13 protein-coding genes are annotated in these 15,964 nt (G+C 61.8%); 9 read left to right on the forward strand and 4 right to left on the reverse strand.

What is annotated here, in order from left to right:
* Positions 1–20 precede the first annotated feature (20 nt).
* The 4 genes from J2W49_RS04240 (at position 21) to J2W49_RS04255 (ending at position 4,556) form a co-directional block, all read left to right on the forward strand.
* Positions 21–887 (forward strand): GNAT family N-acetyltransferase, encoded by an 867-nt coding sequence (locus J2W49_RS04240; protein ID WP_310311864.1) that lies wholly within the window; start codon positions 21–23, stop codon positions 885–887.
* Positions 887–1,801 carry a UDP-2,3-diacylglucosamine diphosphatase gene (locus tag J2W49_RS04245; RefSeq protein WP_310311866.1) on the forward strand — a complete coding sequence of 305 codons (915 nt, stop codon included), beginning with the start codon at positions 887–889 and terminating at the stop codon, positions 1,799–1,801. The genes J2W49_RS04240 and J2W49_RS04245 overlap by 1 nt, the downstream gene beginning before the upstream one ends.
* 179 nt (positions 1,802–1,980) lie before the next feature.
* Complete coding sequence (gene ppk1, locus J2W49_RS04250) at positions 1,981–4,059, forward strand: polyphosphate kinase 1 (protein WP_310311870.1); 2,079 nt, start codon at positions 1,981–1,983, stop codon at positions 4,057–4,059.
* Positions 4,060–4,073: 14 nt separating this feature from the next.
* The gene (locus J2W49_RS04255) at positions 4,074–4,556 is read left to right on the forward strand and encodes a SixA phosphatase family protein (protein WP_310311872.1); all 483 of its coding nucleotides are present in this window, start codon (positions 4,074–4,076) and stop codon (positions 4,554–4,556) included.
* A gap of 51 nt (positions 4,557–4,607) precedes the next feature.
* Here the strand turns inward: J2W49_RS04255 and J2W49_RS04260 are convergent, their stop codons facing one another.
* The 4 genes from J2W49_RS04260 to ppx all read right to left on the reverse strand — a co-directional run bounded on the left by J2W49_RS04260 (position 4,608) and on the right by ppx (position 11,030).
* Entirely contained in the window at positions 4,608–5,111 is a 504-nt protein-coding gene (locus tag J2W49_RS04260; RefSeq protein ID WP_310311875.1) for a hypothetical protein, read from the reverse strand.
* 179 nt (positions 5,112–5,290) lie between these two features.
* Positions 5,291–8,245, reverse strand: coding sequence for a hybrid sensor histidine kinase/response regulator (locus J2W49_RS04265; protein WP_310311878.1), 2,955 nt, complete (start codon positions 8,243–8,245; stop codon positions 5,291–5,293).
* A 64-nt stretch (positions 8,246–8,309) separates the two neighbouring features.
* The gene (locus J2W49_RS04270) at positions 8,310–9,428 is read right to left on the reverse strand and encodes a response regulator (protein ID WP_310311880.1); all 1,119 of its coding nucleotides are present in this window, start codon (positions 9,426–9,428) and stop codon (positions 8,310–8,312) included.
* Between the two features lie 117 nt (positions 9,429–9,545).
* Positions 9,546–11,030, reverse strand: a complete 1,485-nt coding sequence (gene ppx / locus J2W49_RS04275; protein WP_310311883.1) for an exopolyphosphatase — start codon at positions 11,028–11,030, stop codon at positions 9,546–9,548.
* Positions 11,031–11,357: 327 nt separating this feature from the next.
* Between ppx and pstS the strand changes: the two genes are divergently transcribed.
* The 5 genes from pstS (at position 11,358) to phoU (ending at position 15,964) form a co-directional block, all read left to right on the forward strand.
* Positions 11,358–12,389 carry a phosphate ABC transporter substrate-binding protein PstS gene (gene pstS / locus J2W49_RS04280; protein ID WP_310311885.1) on the forward strand — a complete coding sequence of 344 codons (1,032 nt, stop codon included), beginning with the start codon at positions 11,358–11,360 and terminating at the stop codon, positions 12,387–12,389.
* Between the two features lie 84 nt (positions 12,390–12,473).
* Positions 12,474–13,472: a phosphate ABC transporter permease subunit PstC gene (gene pstC / locus J2W49_RS04285; RefSeq protein ID WP_310311888.1), complete on the forward strand. Its 999-nt coding sequence runs from the start codon at positions 12,474–12,476 to the stop codon at positions 13,470–13,472.
* A gap of 37 nt (positions 13,473–13,509) precedes the next feature.
* On the forward strand, positions 13,510–14,364 hold the full coding sequence (gene pstA, locus J2W49_RS04290) for a phosphate ABC transporter permease PstA (RefSeq protein WP_310311891.1): 855 nt from the start codon (positions 13,510–13,512) through the stop codon (positions 14,362–14,364).
* Between the two features lie 63 nt (positions 14,365–14,427).
* The gene (gene pstB, locus J2W49_RS04295; protein WP_310311894.1) at positions 14,428–15,222 is read left to right on the forward strand and encodes a phosphate ABC transporter ATP-binding protein PstB; all 795 of its coding nucleotides are present in this window, start codon (positions 14,428–14,430) and stop codon (positions 15,220–15,222) included.
* 40 nt (positions 15,223–15,262) lie between these two features.
* A complete protein-coding gene (phoU, locus tag J2W49_RS04300; protein WP_310311896.1) occupies positions 15,263–15,964 on the forward strand; it encodes a phosphate signaling complex protein PhoU in 702 nt (233 codons plus the stop codon).

The raw sequence follows: 15,964 nt of genomic DNA on the forward strand, positions 1-15,964 counted from the left end.
AACGATATGGGAGACCGGCCATGAAAGAGCTGCCGACCCCCACCCTGGACCTTTCGCCGTTGAAGATGCCTCGGCGGTGGACTTTTACCAAGCCCGCCTTTGGCGTTGCGGTTGAAATCCCTACCGCGGCCAAGCCATCGAAGACGACAGGTGGCATCGAAGTGTCATGGGCGCGGCATCAGGACGAGGTCCGCGAAGCCCAGCGCCTGCGCCACGACGTGTTCGCCGGGGAGATGGGCGCCATTCTCTCCAATGCCGTGCCGGGCCATGACGTTGATCTGTTTGATGATTTCTGCGAGCACCTGCTGGTGCGCGACAGCGACACCGGCGCGGTGATCGGCACCTACCGGGTGCTCACCCCCGCGCAGGCGCGGCGTGTGGGCAGCACCTACAGCGACACCGAATTCGACCTCACCCGCCTGCGGTTGATGCGTGAACGCATGGTCGAGCTGGGCCGCAGTTGTGTGCACGCCGATCATCGCCATGGCGGGGTGATCATGGCTTTGTGGGGGGCGCTGGCCGAATTCATGGTGCGCAACCAGCTTGACACCATGATCGGCTGCGCGAGCATCCCGATGAACTGCCAGGGCGCGCAGGGCCACGTCGGCGGTGGGCATGCAGCGGCCAGCATCTGGCGCCAGGTCAGGGAAAAGCACCTGGCCTCCATTGAGTTCCATGTGCGCCCGCGCCTTCCTTTGCCGATCGATCAGCTCGACGACACGCTGGATGTGGAGCCACCCGCATTGATCAGGGGTTACCTGCGGCTGGGTGCCAAGGTGCTTGGCCCACCGGCGTGGGATCCGGATTTCAACGCTGCCGATCTGCCGATGATGATGCGCATTGACGACCTGCCGCCGCGCTACCGCAAGCATTTCCTGGGGGCGTGATGAGAGCCGCGTTCGAAGCACTCGGCGGCTGGGGACTCAAAGCAGGCTTGCCGACCGGCTTCGACGACGCGGCCGAGGAAGACGACGCGAGCCAGGGGAGTGGCGAACGCGCACGGTACCGCGCGGTGTTCATTTCTGACCTGCACCTGGGAACAGCGGGCTGCCAGGCCCATGCACTGCTCGACTTTCTCAAGCACCACCCCAGTCACACCCTGTATCTGGTCGGCGACATCATCGACGGCTGGCAGCTCCGACGGAAATGGTTCTGGCCCCAGGCGCACAACGACGTGGTGCAGAAGCTACTGAGGCGCGCGCGCAAAGGGTGCAGGGTGGTGTTCGTGCCCGGCAACCACGACGAATTTGCGCGCCAGTTCCACGGACACAGTTTTGGTGGCATTGAAGTGATCAATGAGGCCGTGCACACCATGGCCGACGGGCGCCGGCTGTGGGTGGTGCATGGCGACCACTTTGATGGTGTCATCCAGTGTGCGAAGTGGTTGGCCTATGTGGGCGACAACCTTTATGAGTTCACGCTGCGGCTGAACCGGCACCTCAACTCCATGCGCGCCCGCTTGGGGTTGCCCTACTGGTCGCTGTCGCAATACCTCAAACACAAGGTGAAAACGGCCGTGAACTACGTGTCGGACTTCGAAGGCGCCGTCGCTGCCGAGGCACGCCGGCAGGGCTACCAAGGTGTGGTGTGCGGGCACATTCACCGGCCGGAAATGCGAACCATCGAAGGCACGTTGTACTGCAACGATGGCGACTGGGTCGAGAGCCTGTCCGCGCTGGTGGAGCATCTCGATGGTCGGCTGGAACTGGTGCACTGGGCGCCATTGGCGGGCAGGCAATCTGGCGGGGGGATCCCGGTCGCTCGAGAAGTCGAGGTCCGGCGCACAGGTGAGCTGGTCTGAATCCGGGCGACCACGTTCTTTCGGGCAGGGCTTGCGCATCGGTGCCGACTCATCACCTGGTGCAACGAAACTGTCACACAAACGTCATTTCTCCGTTCAATAATGGCGGTTACCGTGTGTCTGTCTGGCAGGTTCTGCGGAGCCTGCCTGCCGCACCGCCCAACTTCACCCCGGTATTCATGAGCGCGAGCAGCCCACAGACAAGAATTCCTTTCCTGGACCGCGACCACAGCATCCTGGCCTTCAATGAACGGGTGATGGACTGGGCACGTCGCCCCGATGTTCCGTTGCTGGAACGGCTCCGCTACCTGAGCATCGTCTCAAGCAACCTCGACGAGTTCTTCGAGGTGCGCATGGCGCCCCACTTGAGCGCCCTCAAGGCCAATGAGCAACGGGGGCTCTACACCGCTCAGACGCACCAGTTGATCGCCGACAAAATCCATCAGCTGGTCGCGCAGCAATACGCCATCTACAACGACGAGCTGCTGCCGCTACTGGAGAAGAAGGGCATCAAGCTTATTTCCCACGGCGAACGCAACCCGCGCCAGCGCCGCTGGATCAAGGACTACTTCAGCCGGGAAGTGCAGCCCCTGCTGCTGCCGATTGGCCTCGACCCTTCGCACCCGTTTCCGCAGGTCGCCAACAAGTCGCTCAACTTCATCGTGCGCCTCACCGGCAAAGACGCCTTCGGCCGAGAGAATGAAATCGCCATCGTCAAGGTGCCACGCATCCTGCCGCGGTTCTTTCGCATGCCGCCGGTCAAGGGTTCGAAGCAGACGCATTTCGTGTCCATTTCCAGCCTGATCCGTTCCCATCTGGGCGACCTGTTTCCGGGCCGGCAGGTCACGGAGTTCTCGCAGTTCAGGGTCACCCGCCATTCCGATCTGGCGGTGGACGAAGAAGAGGTCAAGAACCTGCGCACCGCGCTGCGCAAAGGGCTGCAACAGCGCCACTACGGCGAGGCCTTGCGCCTTGAAGTCACCGCTGGCTGTTCGGAATACCTCTCCGGTTTCCTGCTGGCCCAGTTCGGCCTGCCAGAACAGGCCTTGTACCGCGTGCCCGGCCCGGTGAACCTGGTCCGGTTGAACCAGCTGATCGACCAAGTGGAGGCCCCTGCGCTGCGCTTTGAACGCTACAACGCCGGCTGGCCCGCTCAGCTCACACCGGGGCAGTCTTTCTTTGAGCGCTTGCAGCAAGGCGATGTGCTGATTCACCAGCCCTACGAGAGCTTTGACGCGGTGCTGGCCTTCCTGCGTGAAGCGGTCGAAGACCCTCAGGTGTTGGCCATCAAGCAGACCATTTACCGGGCCGGCGCGCGTTCCGAACTGATGAACCTGCTGCGCGAAGCCGTGCGACGTGGCAAGGAAGTGACCGCTGTGGTGGAGCTCAAGGCGCGGTTCGACGAAGAAGCCAACATCAACTATGCGGAGCGACTGGAGTCAGTGGGTGCCCAGGTGGTCTACGGGGTGGTGGGTCTCAAGACCCACGCCAAGATGCTGCTGGTCACCCGGCGCGAAGACGGTCAGCTGCGCCGCTACGCGCACATGTCCACCGGCAACTACAACGCGTCCACCGCCAAGCTCTACACCGATCTCAACTACCTCACGGCAGACGAGGCACTCACGGCAGACCTTGATCAGATCTTCCTGCATCTGGCCAGCCAGAACCGTTTGCCGAAGCTCAACAAGGCCCTGATCGCACCCTTTCATCTGCACAAGGCCATGCTGGAAAAGGTCGATGCGGCTGCGGCTGCGGCGCGCGAAGGCAAAGAGGCTCGCATCATCCTCAAGATGAATGCGCTCACCGACGAACAGCTGTCGCGCGCGCTGGCGCAGGCCTCGCAGCAAGGGGTGAAGATCGACATCATCGTGCGCGGTGCCTGCATCCTGCCGGCGCAGGTGCCCGGCATCACCGACAACGTGCAGGTGCGCTCCATCATCGGCCGGCTGCTCGAGCATTCCCGGGTGTTTTATTTCCGGGTCGACGGCACAGAAGAACTGTGGCTCTCAAGTGCCGACTGGATGAACCGCAACATGCTGCGCCGCCTGGAACTCGCCTGGCCCGTGACGGACGCCAGCCTGCGCAGCCGCATCATGGATGAATGCCTGTCGGCCAGCCTGCACGACAACAAGGACGCCTGGCTGCTGCAGCCTGATGGTCGCTACGTGCCCGCCAGCGCTCTCGGCCCAGGCAAGGGCCGCAGCGGCCAGCATTCCGCACAGGCCGCGTTGATGGCCAGGTACGGCAGCAAGGGCTGAGCAGGAGCAACGACGTGGATCTCATTCTCTGGCGCCATGCCGAAGCCCATGAGCATCCCGACCTGTTGTTGGGTGCACCGGGCGATTCCAAGGACCTGGCGCGCCGGCTGACCTCGCGCGGTGAAAAGCAGGCCTCACGCATGGCCGCGTGGCTGGACCGGCAACTGCCTGAAGGCGCACGGGTGTTTTCCAGCCCGGCCACACGCTGTGAACAGACCGTGATGGCGCTCGATCGAAAGTTCAAGCTTCGTGACGAATTGCTGCCCGAGGGCGACCCCCTGGATCTGCTGGAACTCGTCCAGTGGCCAACGGGGAAGTCGCCGGTGGTGGTGGTGGGCCATCAACCCACCCTCGGGCGCGTGGTTGCCCGGTTGCTGGGCTTGGCCGAAGAAGACTGCTCGGTGAAGAAGGGCGCTTTGTGGTGGCTGCGCCATCGCGAACGCGGCAGCACAAGCCAGACCGTCGTGGTGACGGTACAGACGCCGGAGCTGCTTTAGAGCGACGCTGGGGAACGCGCCCAGCGTCGCAATGAACTCAAGCGAGTGTGCTCAGACTTGTGGGACCGAAGGCTTGGTCGCTGCTACCGGCTTGACGGCGGGCTTGGTGGCTGCCTTCACCGCAGGTTTTGCAGCGGCTTTGGTTGCGGCTTTTGCTGCAGGTTTTTGAGCGGATTTGGCGGCTGCCTTGGCCGGGGTCTTGGTGGACACGGGCGCCTTCTTCACCGCTGCCTTGGCTGGCGCGGGCTTGCTCTTGGCAACTGGCTTGCTGGCAGCGGCAGGTTTGGCTGCCGGTTTTGCCTGCACGGGTGCAGCAGGGCGACCTGTTTTCAAAGTGGGCACCGCCGTCAGAGCCGCCTTCAGCGCACCGTCGTTCAATCCTGTGAGCAGCATCAAACCCGCACGCAGCAGTTCGCTTTTCTTGACGCTGGTGCCAAGTGCAATGGCGCGGGTCTTCAGGAGATCGATGGCTGCAAACTCGGCCTTGGGGATGGTGAAACTGTCGCGAACGAGTTTGGGCTTCTTGCTGCTGGGCTTTGTATTCTGGCTGGCCATGAGGCACTCCGGGTGGTTTGAGATGGGCAATAGTGTAAACCGTATATACGGTTTTTAACTGACTCCCGAAACATGTCACTGGTATGACAGCTACGTGACAAATACAGATCGATGTCCCCCTGTAAGACGCCGGCCCGTTGAAGGACTGCACAGCCTTGCGCCTCACTCGCAGCGAAACATCAAAGCGCACTCAATGCCACCGCCGTGGCTTGCGCCGCCTGTTCAAGCGCAGGCAGCAAGGCGCGGGCACGCTCTGGCTGGCCGGCCTGCCGCTCAATGTCTTCGCACAGCCGCGCCAGCTCCTGGGCACCCACGTTGCCGGCGGACCCCTTGAGCACATGCGTGGCGTGGCGCAGCGCCTGTGCATCCCCGGCATGCACTGCGCGCGCAATCTCTGCAGCGCGACCCGCCAGGGAAGCCAGGAACTCGCCAATGATCTCTCGCCGCAGACTGCCCGAGGCGTCGTCGAATTCGGCGAACGCCTCCCAGCGTTCCGGGTCGATCCAGATGGTCTGAGCCGCCTGGGTTGAGTTCGGTTCAGAACCGGAGGCCGCCTCGCCGTTCTGCGGGCCGGCAGAGTGCTCCACTGATTGCGGCCGTTCCGTGAGGCGGCGCAGCGTGTGTGCCAGATGTTCAAGATTGAGCGGCTTGGGCAGGTAGTCAGACATGCCGGCGTCCAGGCACCGTTGCCGATCTTCCCCCAGTGAAGACGCGGAAACGCCCACCATTGCAGGGGCCTGGTCACCCCACTGTTCGTGCAAGGCCTGGGCCGTGGCAGTGCCATCGAGTTCGGGCATGTGACTGTCGAGCAGCACCACGTCAAAGGGGTGTCCCGACTGCCTGGCCTGCGCCACGGCCACCAGCGCGAGGCGGCCGTTGATGGCGGTAGCTGGCGTATAGCCCAGGTGCTGCAGCATGGCGCACGCCACCTTGAGGTTGATGGGGTTGTCGTCCACCACCAGCACCCGCTGTTGGTCGGTCGCGCAGGGGAGTTCAGCCACCCCGTCGGTCGGGATCTGGGCCGGGTCGACCGCCGCCGAGCGGATGGTGAAACGAAACGTCGAGCCCACGCCAGGCTGACTGTTGACAGTGATCTGCCCGCCCATCATTTCCACCAGGTGTTTGCAGATCATCAGGCCGAGCCCGGTGCCCCCATACACCCGGGTGGTGGATGTGTCGCCCTGCGCAAACGGCTGGAAGAGGGTGCCAATGCTGGCCGGTTTGATGCCCACGCCAGTGTCGCTCACGCTGAAATTCAGCACGGTGCCTTGCGCTTCGGGTTCCTGCCACACCCGCAGAGTGACCTCGCCCTGGTTGGTGAACTTGATGGCGTTGGAGAGCAAATTGATCAACACCTGGCGCAACCGCGTGATGTCGCCGATCACGGCCTGGGGCACATCCGCCGCAATGTGCATGGCCAGGTGAAGCCCTTTTTCCTGTGCGCGCAGCATCAGGATGTCGTGCGCCTGCCGGATGGCGGCGCGCAGGTCGAAGGCCTGCTGTTCCAGCGTGAGCTTGCCCGCTTCAATGCGTGAAAAATCAAGAATGTCGTCGACCACAGACAACAACTGCTCGCTCGACACCTTGAGCACACCCAGCAGGTCTTGCTGGGCTTCAGTAAGAGGTGTTTCGCGCAACAGGTCGCTCATGCCCACCACGCCGTTGAGTGGCGTGCGGATTTCATGGCTCATCACCGCCAGGAAGCCCGCCTTCGCCTTGACGGCGGCCAGGGCCTCTTCTCGCGAGGTCGCCAGTTCGGCGGTGCGCTGGCGCACCCGCTCCTCCAGCATCAGTGCCGCTTCGCGCAGTTGCTCGTTCTTCTCCTGAATCTCGCGGGTAGACGTCTGTATCGACTGGGCGCTGTCGTGCAGCACCTTGGAAAGCAGGTGCACCTCCTTGAAACCGGTTTGTTGTTGAACTTCGGGCACCTGACCCGCACCCACGGCGGTGGCCGAGGCATTGAGCAACTGAAACTGACCCGACAAGCCTTTGGCCACCAGGTAGGCCAGCACACCCGCCAGACCAATGAGCGCGGCCAATGCGCCCAACGCCACTTGCCGTGCCTGGGTGACCTGGTCGGTGAAGTCCGATTCGGGCGCCACCACGATGAGTTGCCAGTTGAGGTTGTACTTCTGTCCGAATGGACGCTGCAGGGCAATCAGGCGGTTGGACCCCAACCCGAGCAGCTGCTTCCAGTCCGATGCGGTGTCCAGTCGCACCAGGCCGGGATTGTGGTGCAAGGTGTCGCGGTACTGCGCGCTGAGCTGGGTGAACGACTCACGAACCAGCGGGTCCTGGCTTTGCAGGGGTGAGAGTCGCTGGAACTTGTTGTTCACCTGAACGCTGAGGTCCTCGTCGACCGACGATGCGACCAGCAACCCCTGGCTGTCGACCAGGTAGGTCACGGCATGTTCGCTGATTCGGGAGCTGCGGATCAGGTCGGTCAGGCGGGCAAGGCTCATGTCGACGGCGACCACACCCAACACGGTACGGCCGTCTGCGTCGAAGATCGGGTGCGCCAGTGTCAGGTCGAACTGTGCCTTGACTGCTGAGCGGTACACGTCGGTGAAGGTTCGCTGACCGGTGCTCAAAGCCAGCTGGTACCAGGGGCGCTTTCGCGGGTCGTAGAGCTGCGTTTCTGTTCGAACGAGCTGGCTGCGGTCGCCAGGCTGGTCAATCAGAAAGTGTTTTCGGCCGCTGTCGCCAGGGCGGATTTCACGCACTACGAAGCCATGGCTTTCGCGCTCCAGGCCAAAGAACGAGCCGTCGGCAGTACCCATGTAAAGGTAGGGCACGTTGGGTGACTGCTGCGTCAATGCATAGGCCATGGTTTCAAACGCTGCCGTGTCCTTGAGCCAGTTCCGGGTGCGCTCGGCTTCGGCCCCCGTGGCCACAAAGGGTGGCACCAGAGCATTCACCACGGTATGGGACTCACCCAGGTGAGCCAGTGCACCCACGTCCACGCGGTGCGCGGCCTGGCTCATCGCGTTTTCAGCCAGGGTGTTGATCGATTGCGAGCTGTTGGTGGACAGCAGCCATGCCGCCAGCAGGGCGGGGATCAGCGCCGCCAGCACCAGGGCGGTGATCAGCGTGGGCCCTATGGAAAGGCGGCGTCTGCCGGAAAACGATTTCATGCGAGCGGGATCTTCATCAAAGGCAAACGGGTGACCAGGGGGCCCGCCACTCGGTGTCGGCGTACTAGGGCAACGGCTCCACCAGGCACACATCCATGGGGTCCACCCGATGGGGTAGGGCAAGCAGGTACCGTCGCACGGGATGTACCGCTCCCGTGATGCTGCGCAACACCGGGGCCGACACCGTGATGCCGGTTCGACCTGGATACTGCGCATGCTTTTGCAGGGCCACTGCATCCATCACGGTCTCGCCGACGGGCACAGATTGTGCAGCACCGCCCAACAGACCATCGAGACGCATCATGGCCACCGGCCCGCCATGCAGGGCTACGCTCAAGTCCACACTCTCCAGACCATGGCCGGGTGCCAGGGTCTGCACGAAGCTGTTCAAACCGGAAACAGCCTTTCGAAGCGCCAAAGCTGCCTTGGCGGCACGCAGACCATGCGGCGACGTGGTCGGTGCATCGGTGCCGTCTGCAAACACGGCGACCACGCCGTCACCCAGAAACTGCAGGCTGTGGGCGCCAAACAGAAAGACAGTGTCGCCACAGCTGTCATAGAACCGCTTGAGCAACTGTGCCATGTCCTGCGCACTCAGGGTGTTGGTCCACAACGCGTGATTCACCAGGCCAGCACTGAGCACGGTGGCCTGCTCATGGTGGTTGGCCTGGCGGGCTGCACCCCCGCCTGGCCATTGTTCGTTCAGGGCTCGCGCCATGCGCTCTTCATACATGTCGCTCAACTCGCGCGCCTGAGCCTGCAGGGCGCCGCTCAAGGCCGACTGCACGTGCATGTCCTGCGACTGCGCACGCATGTTGTTCTTGTTGACCTGGGCCATGACCGCTTCTGCCAGTTCTCGTGCTCGAAACGGTTTGGCGATGTAGTCGTCTGCCCCCAGGCTCATGCCGTGCCTCATGTCACGGCGCTCCTGCAGCGAGGTCAGGAAGATGAAGGGCGTCAGGGCACAAGCCGGGTGCGCCCTGACGCGCTCCAGCAGTTCCAGACCGCTGAGGCCTGGCATGTCGATGTCACTCACGATGACGTCCGGGCGCAGTTGCTGAACGTTTTCCCAGGCGCTGGCGCCGTCCGACACGGCAACCACATCATGACCCTTCTTCTCCAGGACCACCGTCAACAGCTTGAGCGTGCCCGGGTCGTCCTCTGCCACCACTATCAATGTCATATCGGATCACAGGTTCTTCTATCTGGAATGAACCATGCTAGCCCGGGGGTGGGCGAAAGCCTGTGTCAGCGGTTTCAGTGCAGACACTTTGTGTGATGGATTGCCGCCCTTGATGCTTTAACGCACATCTGCGGTGAATTTCCAGGCAGTTTTTTGCCAGGCAATCACTTCTTCGCCGATCAGCCAGGCGGACTGCGGGTAGCGCTTGGCCCACCCTGGGTTGGTGACCAGCTTGAATGCGCCTGGCTTGTAGCTCAGGCGGATCGACTCGTATTCCGGCAGCTGCCGCGCGTGGCACAGCAACACCGCCAGGCGCAGGCACATCAGCTGTTTGGCAAACAGTTCGTCGCTCAGTGACTGCTCCAGTTTGCGCAGTTTGCCGCGCTGGCCCAGCACCAACTGGCTCATGCGGTGCAGTTCGGGGAATGAAAAACCGGGGGCGTCCACGTTGTCGAGGATGTAGGCGCCGTGGTGGTAAGAACGGTCGTGAGAGATGTGGGTGCCGATTTCGTGCAGACGTGCGGCCCAGGCCAGCTTCTGCGAATAGCGTTCATTCTGCGCATCGACCGCAGCCACCTGGGAAAACAGGGCGGTGCTCACTGTGCTGACCCGTTGCGCCTGGGCCTCATCGATGGAAAAACGCTCCCCCAGCCAGCGAACCGTGCGCTCGCGCACGTCACCGCCATCGGTCTCCCGGTCGATCAGGTCGTAGAGCGCCCCCTGGCGCAAGGCGCCCTGGGCTGGCAACAATTGCTGAATGTCGAACAGATCAAAGATGGCGTAGAGCACGCTCAGGCCACCCGCGATCACTGGGCGGCGATCGTCCTTGAGCCCGTCGATCTTGATCTGTTCGACGTTGCCCGCTTTCACAAAGCGTTCGACCAGCCAGTTCAGCCCTGAGCGGGTGATCACGCCCGATGCCCATCCATTGGCCGACAGCATGTCCATCACGGCGCCCACCGTGCCGGAAGAGCCGTAAGCCGCACTCCATTCGGACGGTGGAAAACTGTCCAGCGCTTCGTCCAGCACCGCCTTGGCCGCCACTTCGGCGGTTTTGAAGGCGCTGGCCGTGAACACACCGCGCGCGAAGTATTTGCCCGACCAGGCCACGCTGCCGAGCCGGTAGGACTCCATTCGGTGGGCTTTGTAGCCTTCACCCAGGATCATTTCGGTGGAGCGGCCGCCAATATCGAACACCAGGCGCTTTTCGTCCGACTGCGGCAGCAGACGGGACACGCCCTGATAGATCAGCCGCGCCTCTTCCTGGCCAGAAACCACCTCGATGGCAAAGCCCAGTATGGCCTGGGCCTGCTTGAGAAATTCGTCCCGGTTTCGCGCCTCGCGCAGGGTCTGGGTCGCCACCGCCCGCACCTGCTGCTTCTTGAAGCCGTGGAGCCGCTCGGCAAATCGCGCCAGGCATTCCCAGCCGCGCTCCATGGCGGCCTGGCTCAGGTTCTTGTTTTCGTCGAGACCGTTGCCTTGGCGGACGGTTTCCTTGAGGTATTCGATCCGTTCGATGTGGCCCGAGTGGTAGCGGCCGATTTCCAGCCGGAAGCTGTTGGAACCGAGGTCGATGGCGGCCAGAAGGGTACCGTTTTGCATGCGTTCGGCAGAGGGCCGCTCACCGGCTCTCCGCAAATCCTGAATCTGTTGGGTTGCCGGGATTGTGACGCATCGGCGCCGGGCACAACGCTTGCGAGGCCGCCATCTGGTAACCGAAAAGTGGCAGCGGCAGGCCGTCAACAGCCGAATTTTGCGCCTCAACCCCATGCGATGACAGCGAAAAGCCAGTCTGATCCGCAAGCTGTCGGTCGGATCGAGGCAGAAGCATGACAAGTCCGCACATGTCACACAGCTGTCACATTTGACCCATAGAGTCCTTTCTATTGCTTCTTCCTTCCTTTTTTCCAACCCCTGAGAGGACTCTCAATGAACACCAAACGCACTTTGCTCAAGACCGTGGCCGCAGCCGCACTGGCTTCTCTGGCCATGGGTTCTGCCATTGCCGCAGACATCACTGGCGCTGGCGCTACCTTCCCGTTCCCCATCTACGCCAAGTGGGCAGAAGCCTACAAGAAAGACACCGGCACCGGCCTGAACTACCAGTCCATCGGTTCGTCCGGTGGTATTCGCCAGATCCGTGCCAAGACCGTTGCTTTTGGTGCGACCGACGCGCCTGTCAAGGGTGAAGAGCTCGACAAGGACGGCATGGTGCAGTTTCCGGCCATCATCGGCGGCACCGTGCCCGTGTTCAACCTGGACGGCTTCGGCAAAGGCGAACTGCGCGTGACCGGCCCCGTGCTGGCAGAGATGTTCCTGGGCACCATCAGCAAGTGGAACGACCCCAAGCTGGCCGCTCTGAACCCTGGCAAAAACCTGCCCGACCAGGTCATCACCATCGTGCACCGTGCTGACGGCTCCGGCACCACGTTCAACTGGACCGACTACCTGAGTTCGGTGAGCCCTGAATGGGCCGACAAAGTGGGCAAGGGCGCTGCCGTGAAGTGGCCCGCTCCCACCTCGGTGGGTGGCAAGGGCAACGAAGGCGTGGCTGCGAACGTGACCCGGACCAAGGGTTCGCTGGGTTACGTGGAATACGCCTACGCCAAGAAAAACAACATCTCCGTTCTCGCCCTGGAAAACAAGGATGGCAAGTTCGTGATGCCTGGTGACGACACGTTCTCTGCCGCTGCAGCCGGCGCGGACTGGTCCAAGGCGCCCGGCATGGGCATCTCTCTGGTGAACCAGCCTGGTGCCGACGCTTACCCTGTGGTCACCGCCTCGTTCATCCTGATGTACAAGGATCCGGCCGACAAGGCGCAATCCGCCGAAGTGCTCAAGTTCTTCGACTGGGCCTTCAAGAACGGCAAGACCATGGCTTCCGAGCTGGACTACGTGCCGCTGCCTGACAAGCTGACCGCAGAGATCAAGTCCAAGGTGTGGACGCAGATCAAGAACTGATCTCCCTGATTGACAGCGCCGCCAACGGCTTCATCAAGCCGTTGGTGGGTTGTTTCTTGAACTTGACCAATGCAGGGAGCCCGCATGTCAGTTGTCGCGACCATGAACACTTCCACACCCAATGTCGATGCGCCCACCGCCTCCATGGTGGCCGTGGCTCGAAAACAGCGCATCCAGGACATCATCTTCCACCGCCTCACCCAGAGTTTCTCGCTGCTGGTGTTGTTCGCCCTGTTGGGCATCCTGGTGTCCCTGCTTTACAACGCATGGCCCACCTTTGCCAAATTTGGCGCTCACTTCCTCTGGTACGTGGAGTGGGACATCATCAACGAAGAATTCGGCGCCGCGATCTCCATCGTCGGCACCCTGGCCAGCGCTTCGATCGCCATGTTGATTGCCGTGCCACTGGCCTTCGGCATCGCGGTCTTCCTCACCGAAACCTGCCCCGTCTGGCTGCGCCGCCCTCTGGGCACGGCCATTGAGCTGCTGGCTGCCGTGCCGTCCATCATTTACGGCATGTTCGGCCTGTTTGTTTTCGCCCCACTCTTTGCGGACTACATGCAGGTACCTTTGCAGCAATTGCTGGGCGGCATGCCGATCGTGGGGACCCTGTTTGCAGGCGCCACCAACGGACTTGGCATCATGGCCGCCGGCATCATCCTGGCCTTCATGGTGTTGCCCTTCGTGGCGGCGGTGATGCGGGACGTGTTCGAAATCACGCCGCCCATCCTGCGCGAATCGGCCTATGGGCTGGGCTGCACCACCTGGGAGGTGGTTCGCAAGGTGGTGCTGCCCTACACGCAGAAGGGCGTGATCGGCGGCATCATGCTTGGCCTGGGGCGCGCCCTGGGTGAAACCATGGCGGTGACCTTCGTGATCGGCAACGCCAACCGCATGCCCACGTCGCTGTTCTCCCCTGGCACATCCATCGCTTCGGTGCTGGCCAATGAATTTGGCGAAGCCGAAGGCCTGCACTTCAACACACTGTTTGCGCTCGGCTTCCTGTTGTTCGTCATCACATTTGTTGTGCTGTCGCTGGCCAAGCTGATGATCCTGCGCGCTGAAAAGGCCAAAGGCTCCTGAGACCTGCAGCGTCCAAACATCTCCGCAGGAAAAAGACATGGAAATCAATCAAAACCTTTACAAGAAGCGCCGCACCACCAACCTGGTGGGCCTGACGCTTTCAATGACAGCCATGGCGCTGGGCCTGACCGTGCTGCTCTGGATTCTGTTCGTGTTGTTCTCCAACGGCCTGGCCGGCATGGACTTCAACCTGTTCACCCAGGACACGCCCGCGCCCGGTACAGACGGTGGCGGCCTGCGCAATGCGATTGTGGGCAGTCTGATGATCGTTGGCCTGTCGGTGCTGGTGTCGACCCCCATCGGTGTGCTGGCCGGTATCTACCTCACCGAATACGGCGATCAGAGCAAGACGGCCGAACTGACGCGCTTTGTGACCGACATCATGCTGTCGGCGCCGTCCATCGTGCTGGGCTTGTTCGTCTACGCGATCGCGGTGGCCACGGTAGGCAATTTCTCAGGCTATGCAGGCAGTCTGGCGCTGTCGCTGATTGCCATTCCGGTGGTCATGCGCACCACCGAAAACATGATGCGACTGGTACCCGGCAGTCTGCGTGAAGCGGCTTTTGCCCTGGGTGCGCCGCGCTGGAAAGTCACCACCATGGTGACCTTGCGCGCAGCCAAGAGCGGCGTGATCACCGGCTTGCTGCTGGCTGTGGCCCGCATCAGCGGCGAGACAGCGCCTCTGCTCTTCACGGCACTGAACAACCAGTTCTTCAGTTCCGACATGGGTGCCCCCATGGCCAACCTCCCCGTGGTCATCTTCCAATTCGCACTCAGCCCCTACGACAACTGGATTCGCCTGGCATGGGCGGGCGCACTGCTGATCACCATGGCCGTTCTGGTACTCAACATCCTGGCTCGGGTGTTCTTCAGGGAAAAAGTGCGCGCCTGATTCTGGTCGCACCTCATTCGAACTGATCGACCCTCCAATACCTCCAATAGACGAGATCCCAAAATGCCCGCAACCGCTACCGCTGTCGCCCCCTCCGTCGAGCTCAGGAATGCGCTTGAAGTTCGCAACCTGAACTTCTATTACGGCAAATTCCAGGGGCTGAAGAACGTGAACATGAACATCGCCGAACGCAAGGTCACCGCTTTCATCGGCCCTTCGGGCTGCGGAAAGTCCACCTTGCTGCGCACGCTCAACCGCATGTACAGCCTTTACCCCGGTCAACGCGCCGAGGGAGAGATCAACTTCTACGGCCAAAACATCCTGGACAAAAAACAGGACCTGAACCTGCTGCGTGCCCGCATCGGCATGGTGTTCCAGAAGCCCACACCGTTCCCGATGACCATCTACGACAACATTGCTTTCGGTGTGCGCCTTTATGAGAACCTGAACAAGAGCGACATGGATGATCGGGTTGAATGGGCGCTGTCCAAGGCGGCCCTGTGGGGTGAGGTGAAGGACAAACTGGGCCAGAACGGCCTGTCGCTCTCAGGTGGCCAGCAGCAGCGGCTTTGCATTGCCCGCAGTGTGGCGGTGAAGCCATCGGTGCTGTTGCTGGATGAACCCACCTCGGCGCTGGACCCGATCTCCACCGGCAAGGTGGAAGAGTTGGTGCATGAGCTCAAGGCGGACTACACGATCGCGATCGTCACCCACAACATGCAACAGGCCGCGCGCTGCAGCGATTTCACCGCCTACATGTACCTGGGTGAACTGATCGAGTTTGGATCCACTGAGCAGATCTTCTTCAAGCCCAGCCGGACCGAAACCGAAGACTACATCACGGGTCGTTTCGGTTGAAATTCCATACGGATCCATTTTGTTCAGGGGAGACCACCACATGAGCGACAAACACATTTCCAGCCAGTTCGACGCCGAACTGAACTCCATTTCCACCAATGTGCTCGAGATGGGCGGCATGGTCGAATCCCAGCTCCATCAGGCGGTTTATGCGCTGGTGAACATGAGCATGGAGTCGGCCGAGCAGGTGATCGAGAACGAGGCTCGCATCAACCAGATGGAGCTCCATATCGATCACGAGATCATCTCCACCATCGGTCGCCGTCAGCCGACCGCGCGCGATCTCCGCTTCCTGATGGCCATCTCGCGCACCACGCAGAATCTGGAGCGCGCCGGAGACGAGGTGGCGCGCATCGCGCGCATGGTCAAGTCGATCATTGAGAGCGGCTCACCGCGAAATCTGCCGATTTCAGAACTGCGCCTGGCCGCCGACCTGGCTTCGGCCTTGCTGCGAAAATCACTGGATTCTTTCGCCCGGCTGGACACCACGATGGCAGTGGCCATCATCAAGGGCGACAACGAAATCGACAATGAATACAACGGCTTTCTGCGAAAGCTCATCACCTACATGATGGAAGACGCCCGCACCATCTCGCCCAGTCTGGATTTGCTGTTCCTGGCCAAATCGATCGAACGCGTCGGTGACCATGCCAAGAACATTGCCGAACAGATCATCTTTATCGTCAAAGGGGAAGATGTGCGCCATTCCTCGATGGACAACGTGGAGTCGGTGGTCGGATGA

Origin of the sequence: Hydrogenophaga palleronii, from assembly GCF_031457455.1 — a bacterium.
GTDB classification, from domain to species: domain Bacteria; phylum Pseudomonadota; class Gammaproteobacteria; order Burkholderiales; family Burkholderiaceae_C; genus Hydrogenophaga; species Hydrogenophaga palleronii_A.

Excerpts from the sequence above, each read along its gene's own strand:
- J2W49_RS04240 (WP_310311864.1), top strand. The coding sequence starts at position 21 with ATGAAAGAGCTGCCGACCCCCACCCTGGACCTTTCGCCGTTGAAGATG.
- J2W49_RS04245 (WP_310311866.1), top strand. The coding sequence starts at position 887 with ATGAGAGCCGCGTTCGAAGCACTCGGCGGCTGGGGACTCAAAGCAGGC.
- ppk1 (WP_310311870.1), top strand. The coding sequence starts at position 1,981 with ATGAGCGCGAGCAGCCCACAGACAAGAATTCCTTTCCTGGACCGCGAC.
- J2W49_RS04260 (WP_310311875.1), bottom strand. The coding sequence starts at position 5,111 with ATGGCCAGCCAGAATACAAAGCCCAGCAGCAAGAAGCCCAAACTCGTT.
- J2W49_RS04265 (WP_310311878.1), bottom strand. The coding sequence starts at position 8,245 with ATGAAATCGTTTTCCGGCAGACGCCGCCTTTCCATAGGGCCCACGCTG.
- J2W49_RS04270 (WP_310311880.1), bottom strand. The coding sequence starts at position 9,428 with ATGACATTGATAGTGGTGGCAGAGGACGACCCGGGCACGCTCAAGCTG.
- ppx (WP_310311883.1), bottom strand. The coding sequence starts at position 11,030 with ATGCAAAACGGTACCCTTCTGGCCGCCATCGACCTCGGTTCCAACAGC.
- pstS (WP_310311885.1), top strand. The coding sequence starts at position 11,358 with ATGAACACCAAACGCACTTTGCTCAAGACCGTGGCCGCAGCCGCACTG.
- pstC (WP_310311888.1), top strand. The coding sequence starts at position 12,474 with ATGTCAGTTGTCGCGACCATGAACACTTCCACACCCAATGTCGATGCG.
- pstA (WP_310311891.1), top strand. The coding sequence starts at position 13,510 with ATGGAAATCAATCAAAACCTTTACAAGAAGCGCCGCACCACCAACCTG.
- pstB (WP_310311894.1), top strand. The coding sequence starts at position 14,428 with ATGCCCGCAACCGCTACCGCTGTCGCCCCCTCCGTCGAGCTCAGGAAT.
- phoU (WP_310311896.1), top strand. The coding sequence starts at position 15,263 with ATGAGCGACAAACACATTTCCAGCCAGTTCGACGCCGAACTGAACTCC.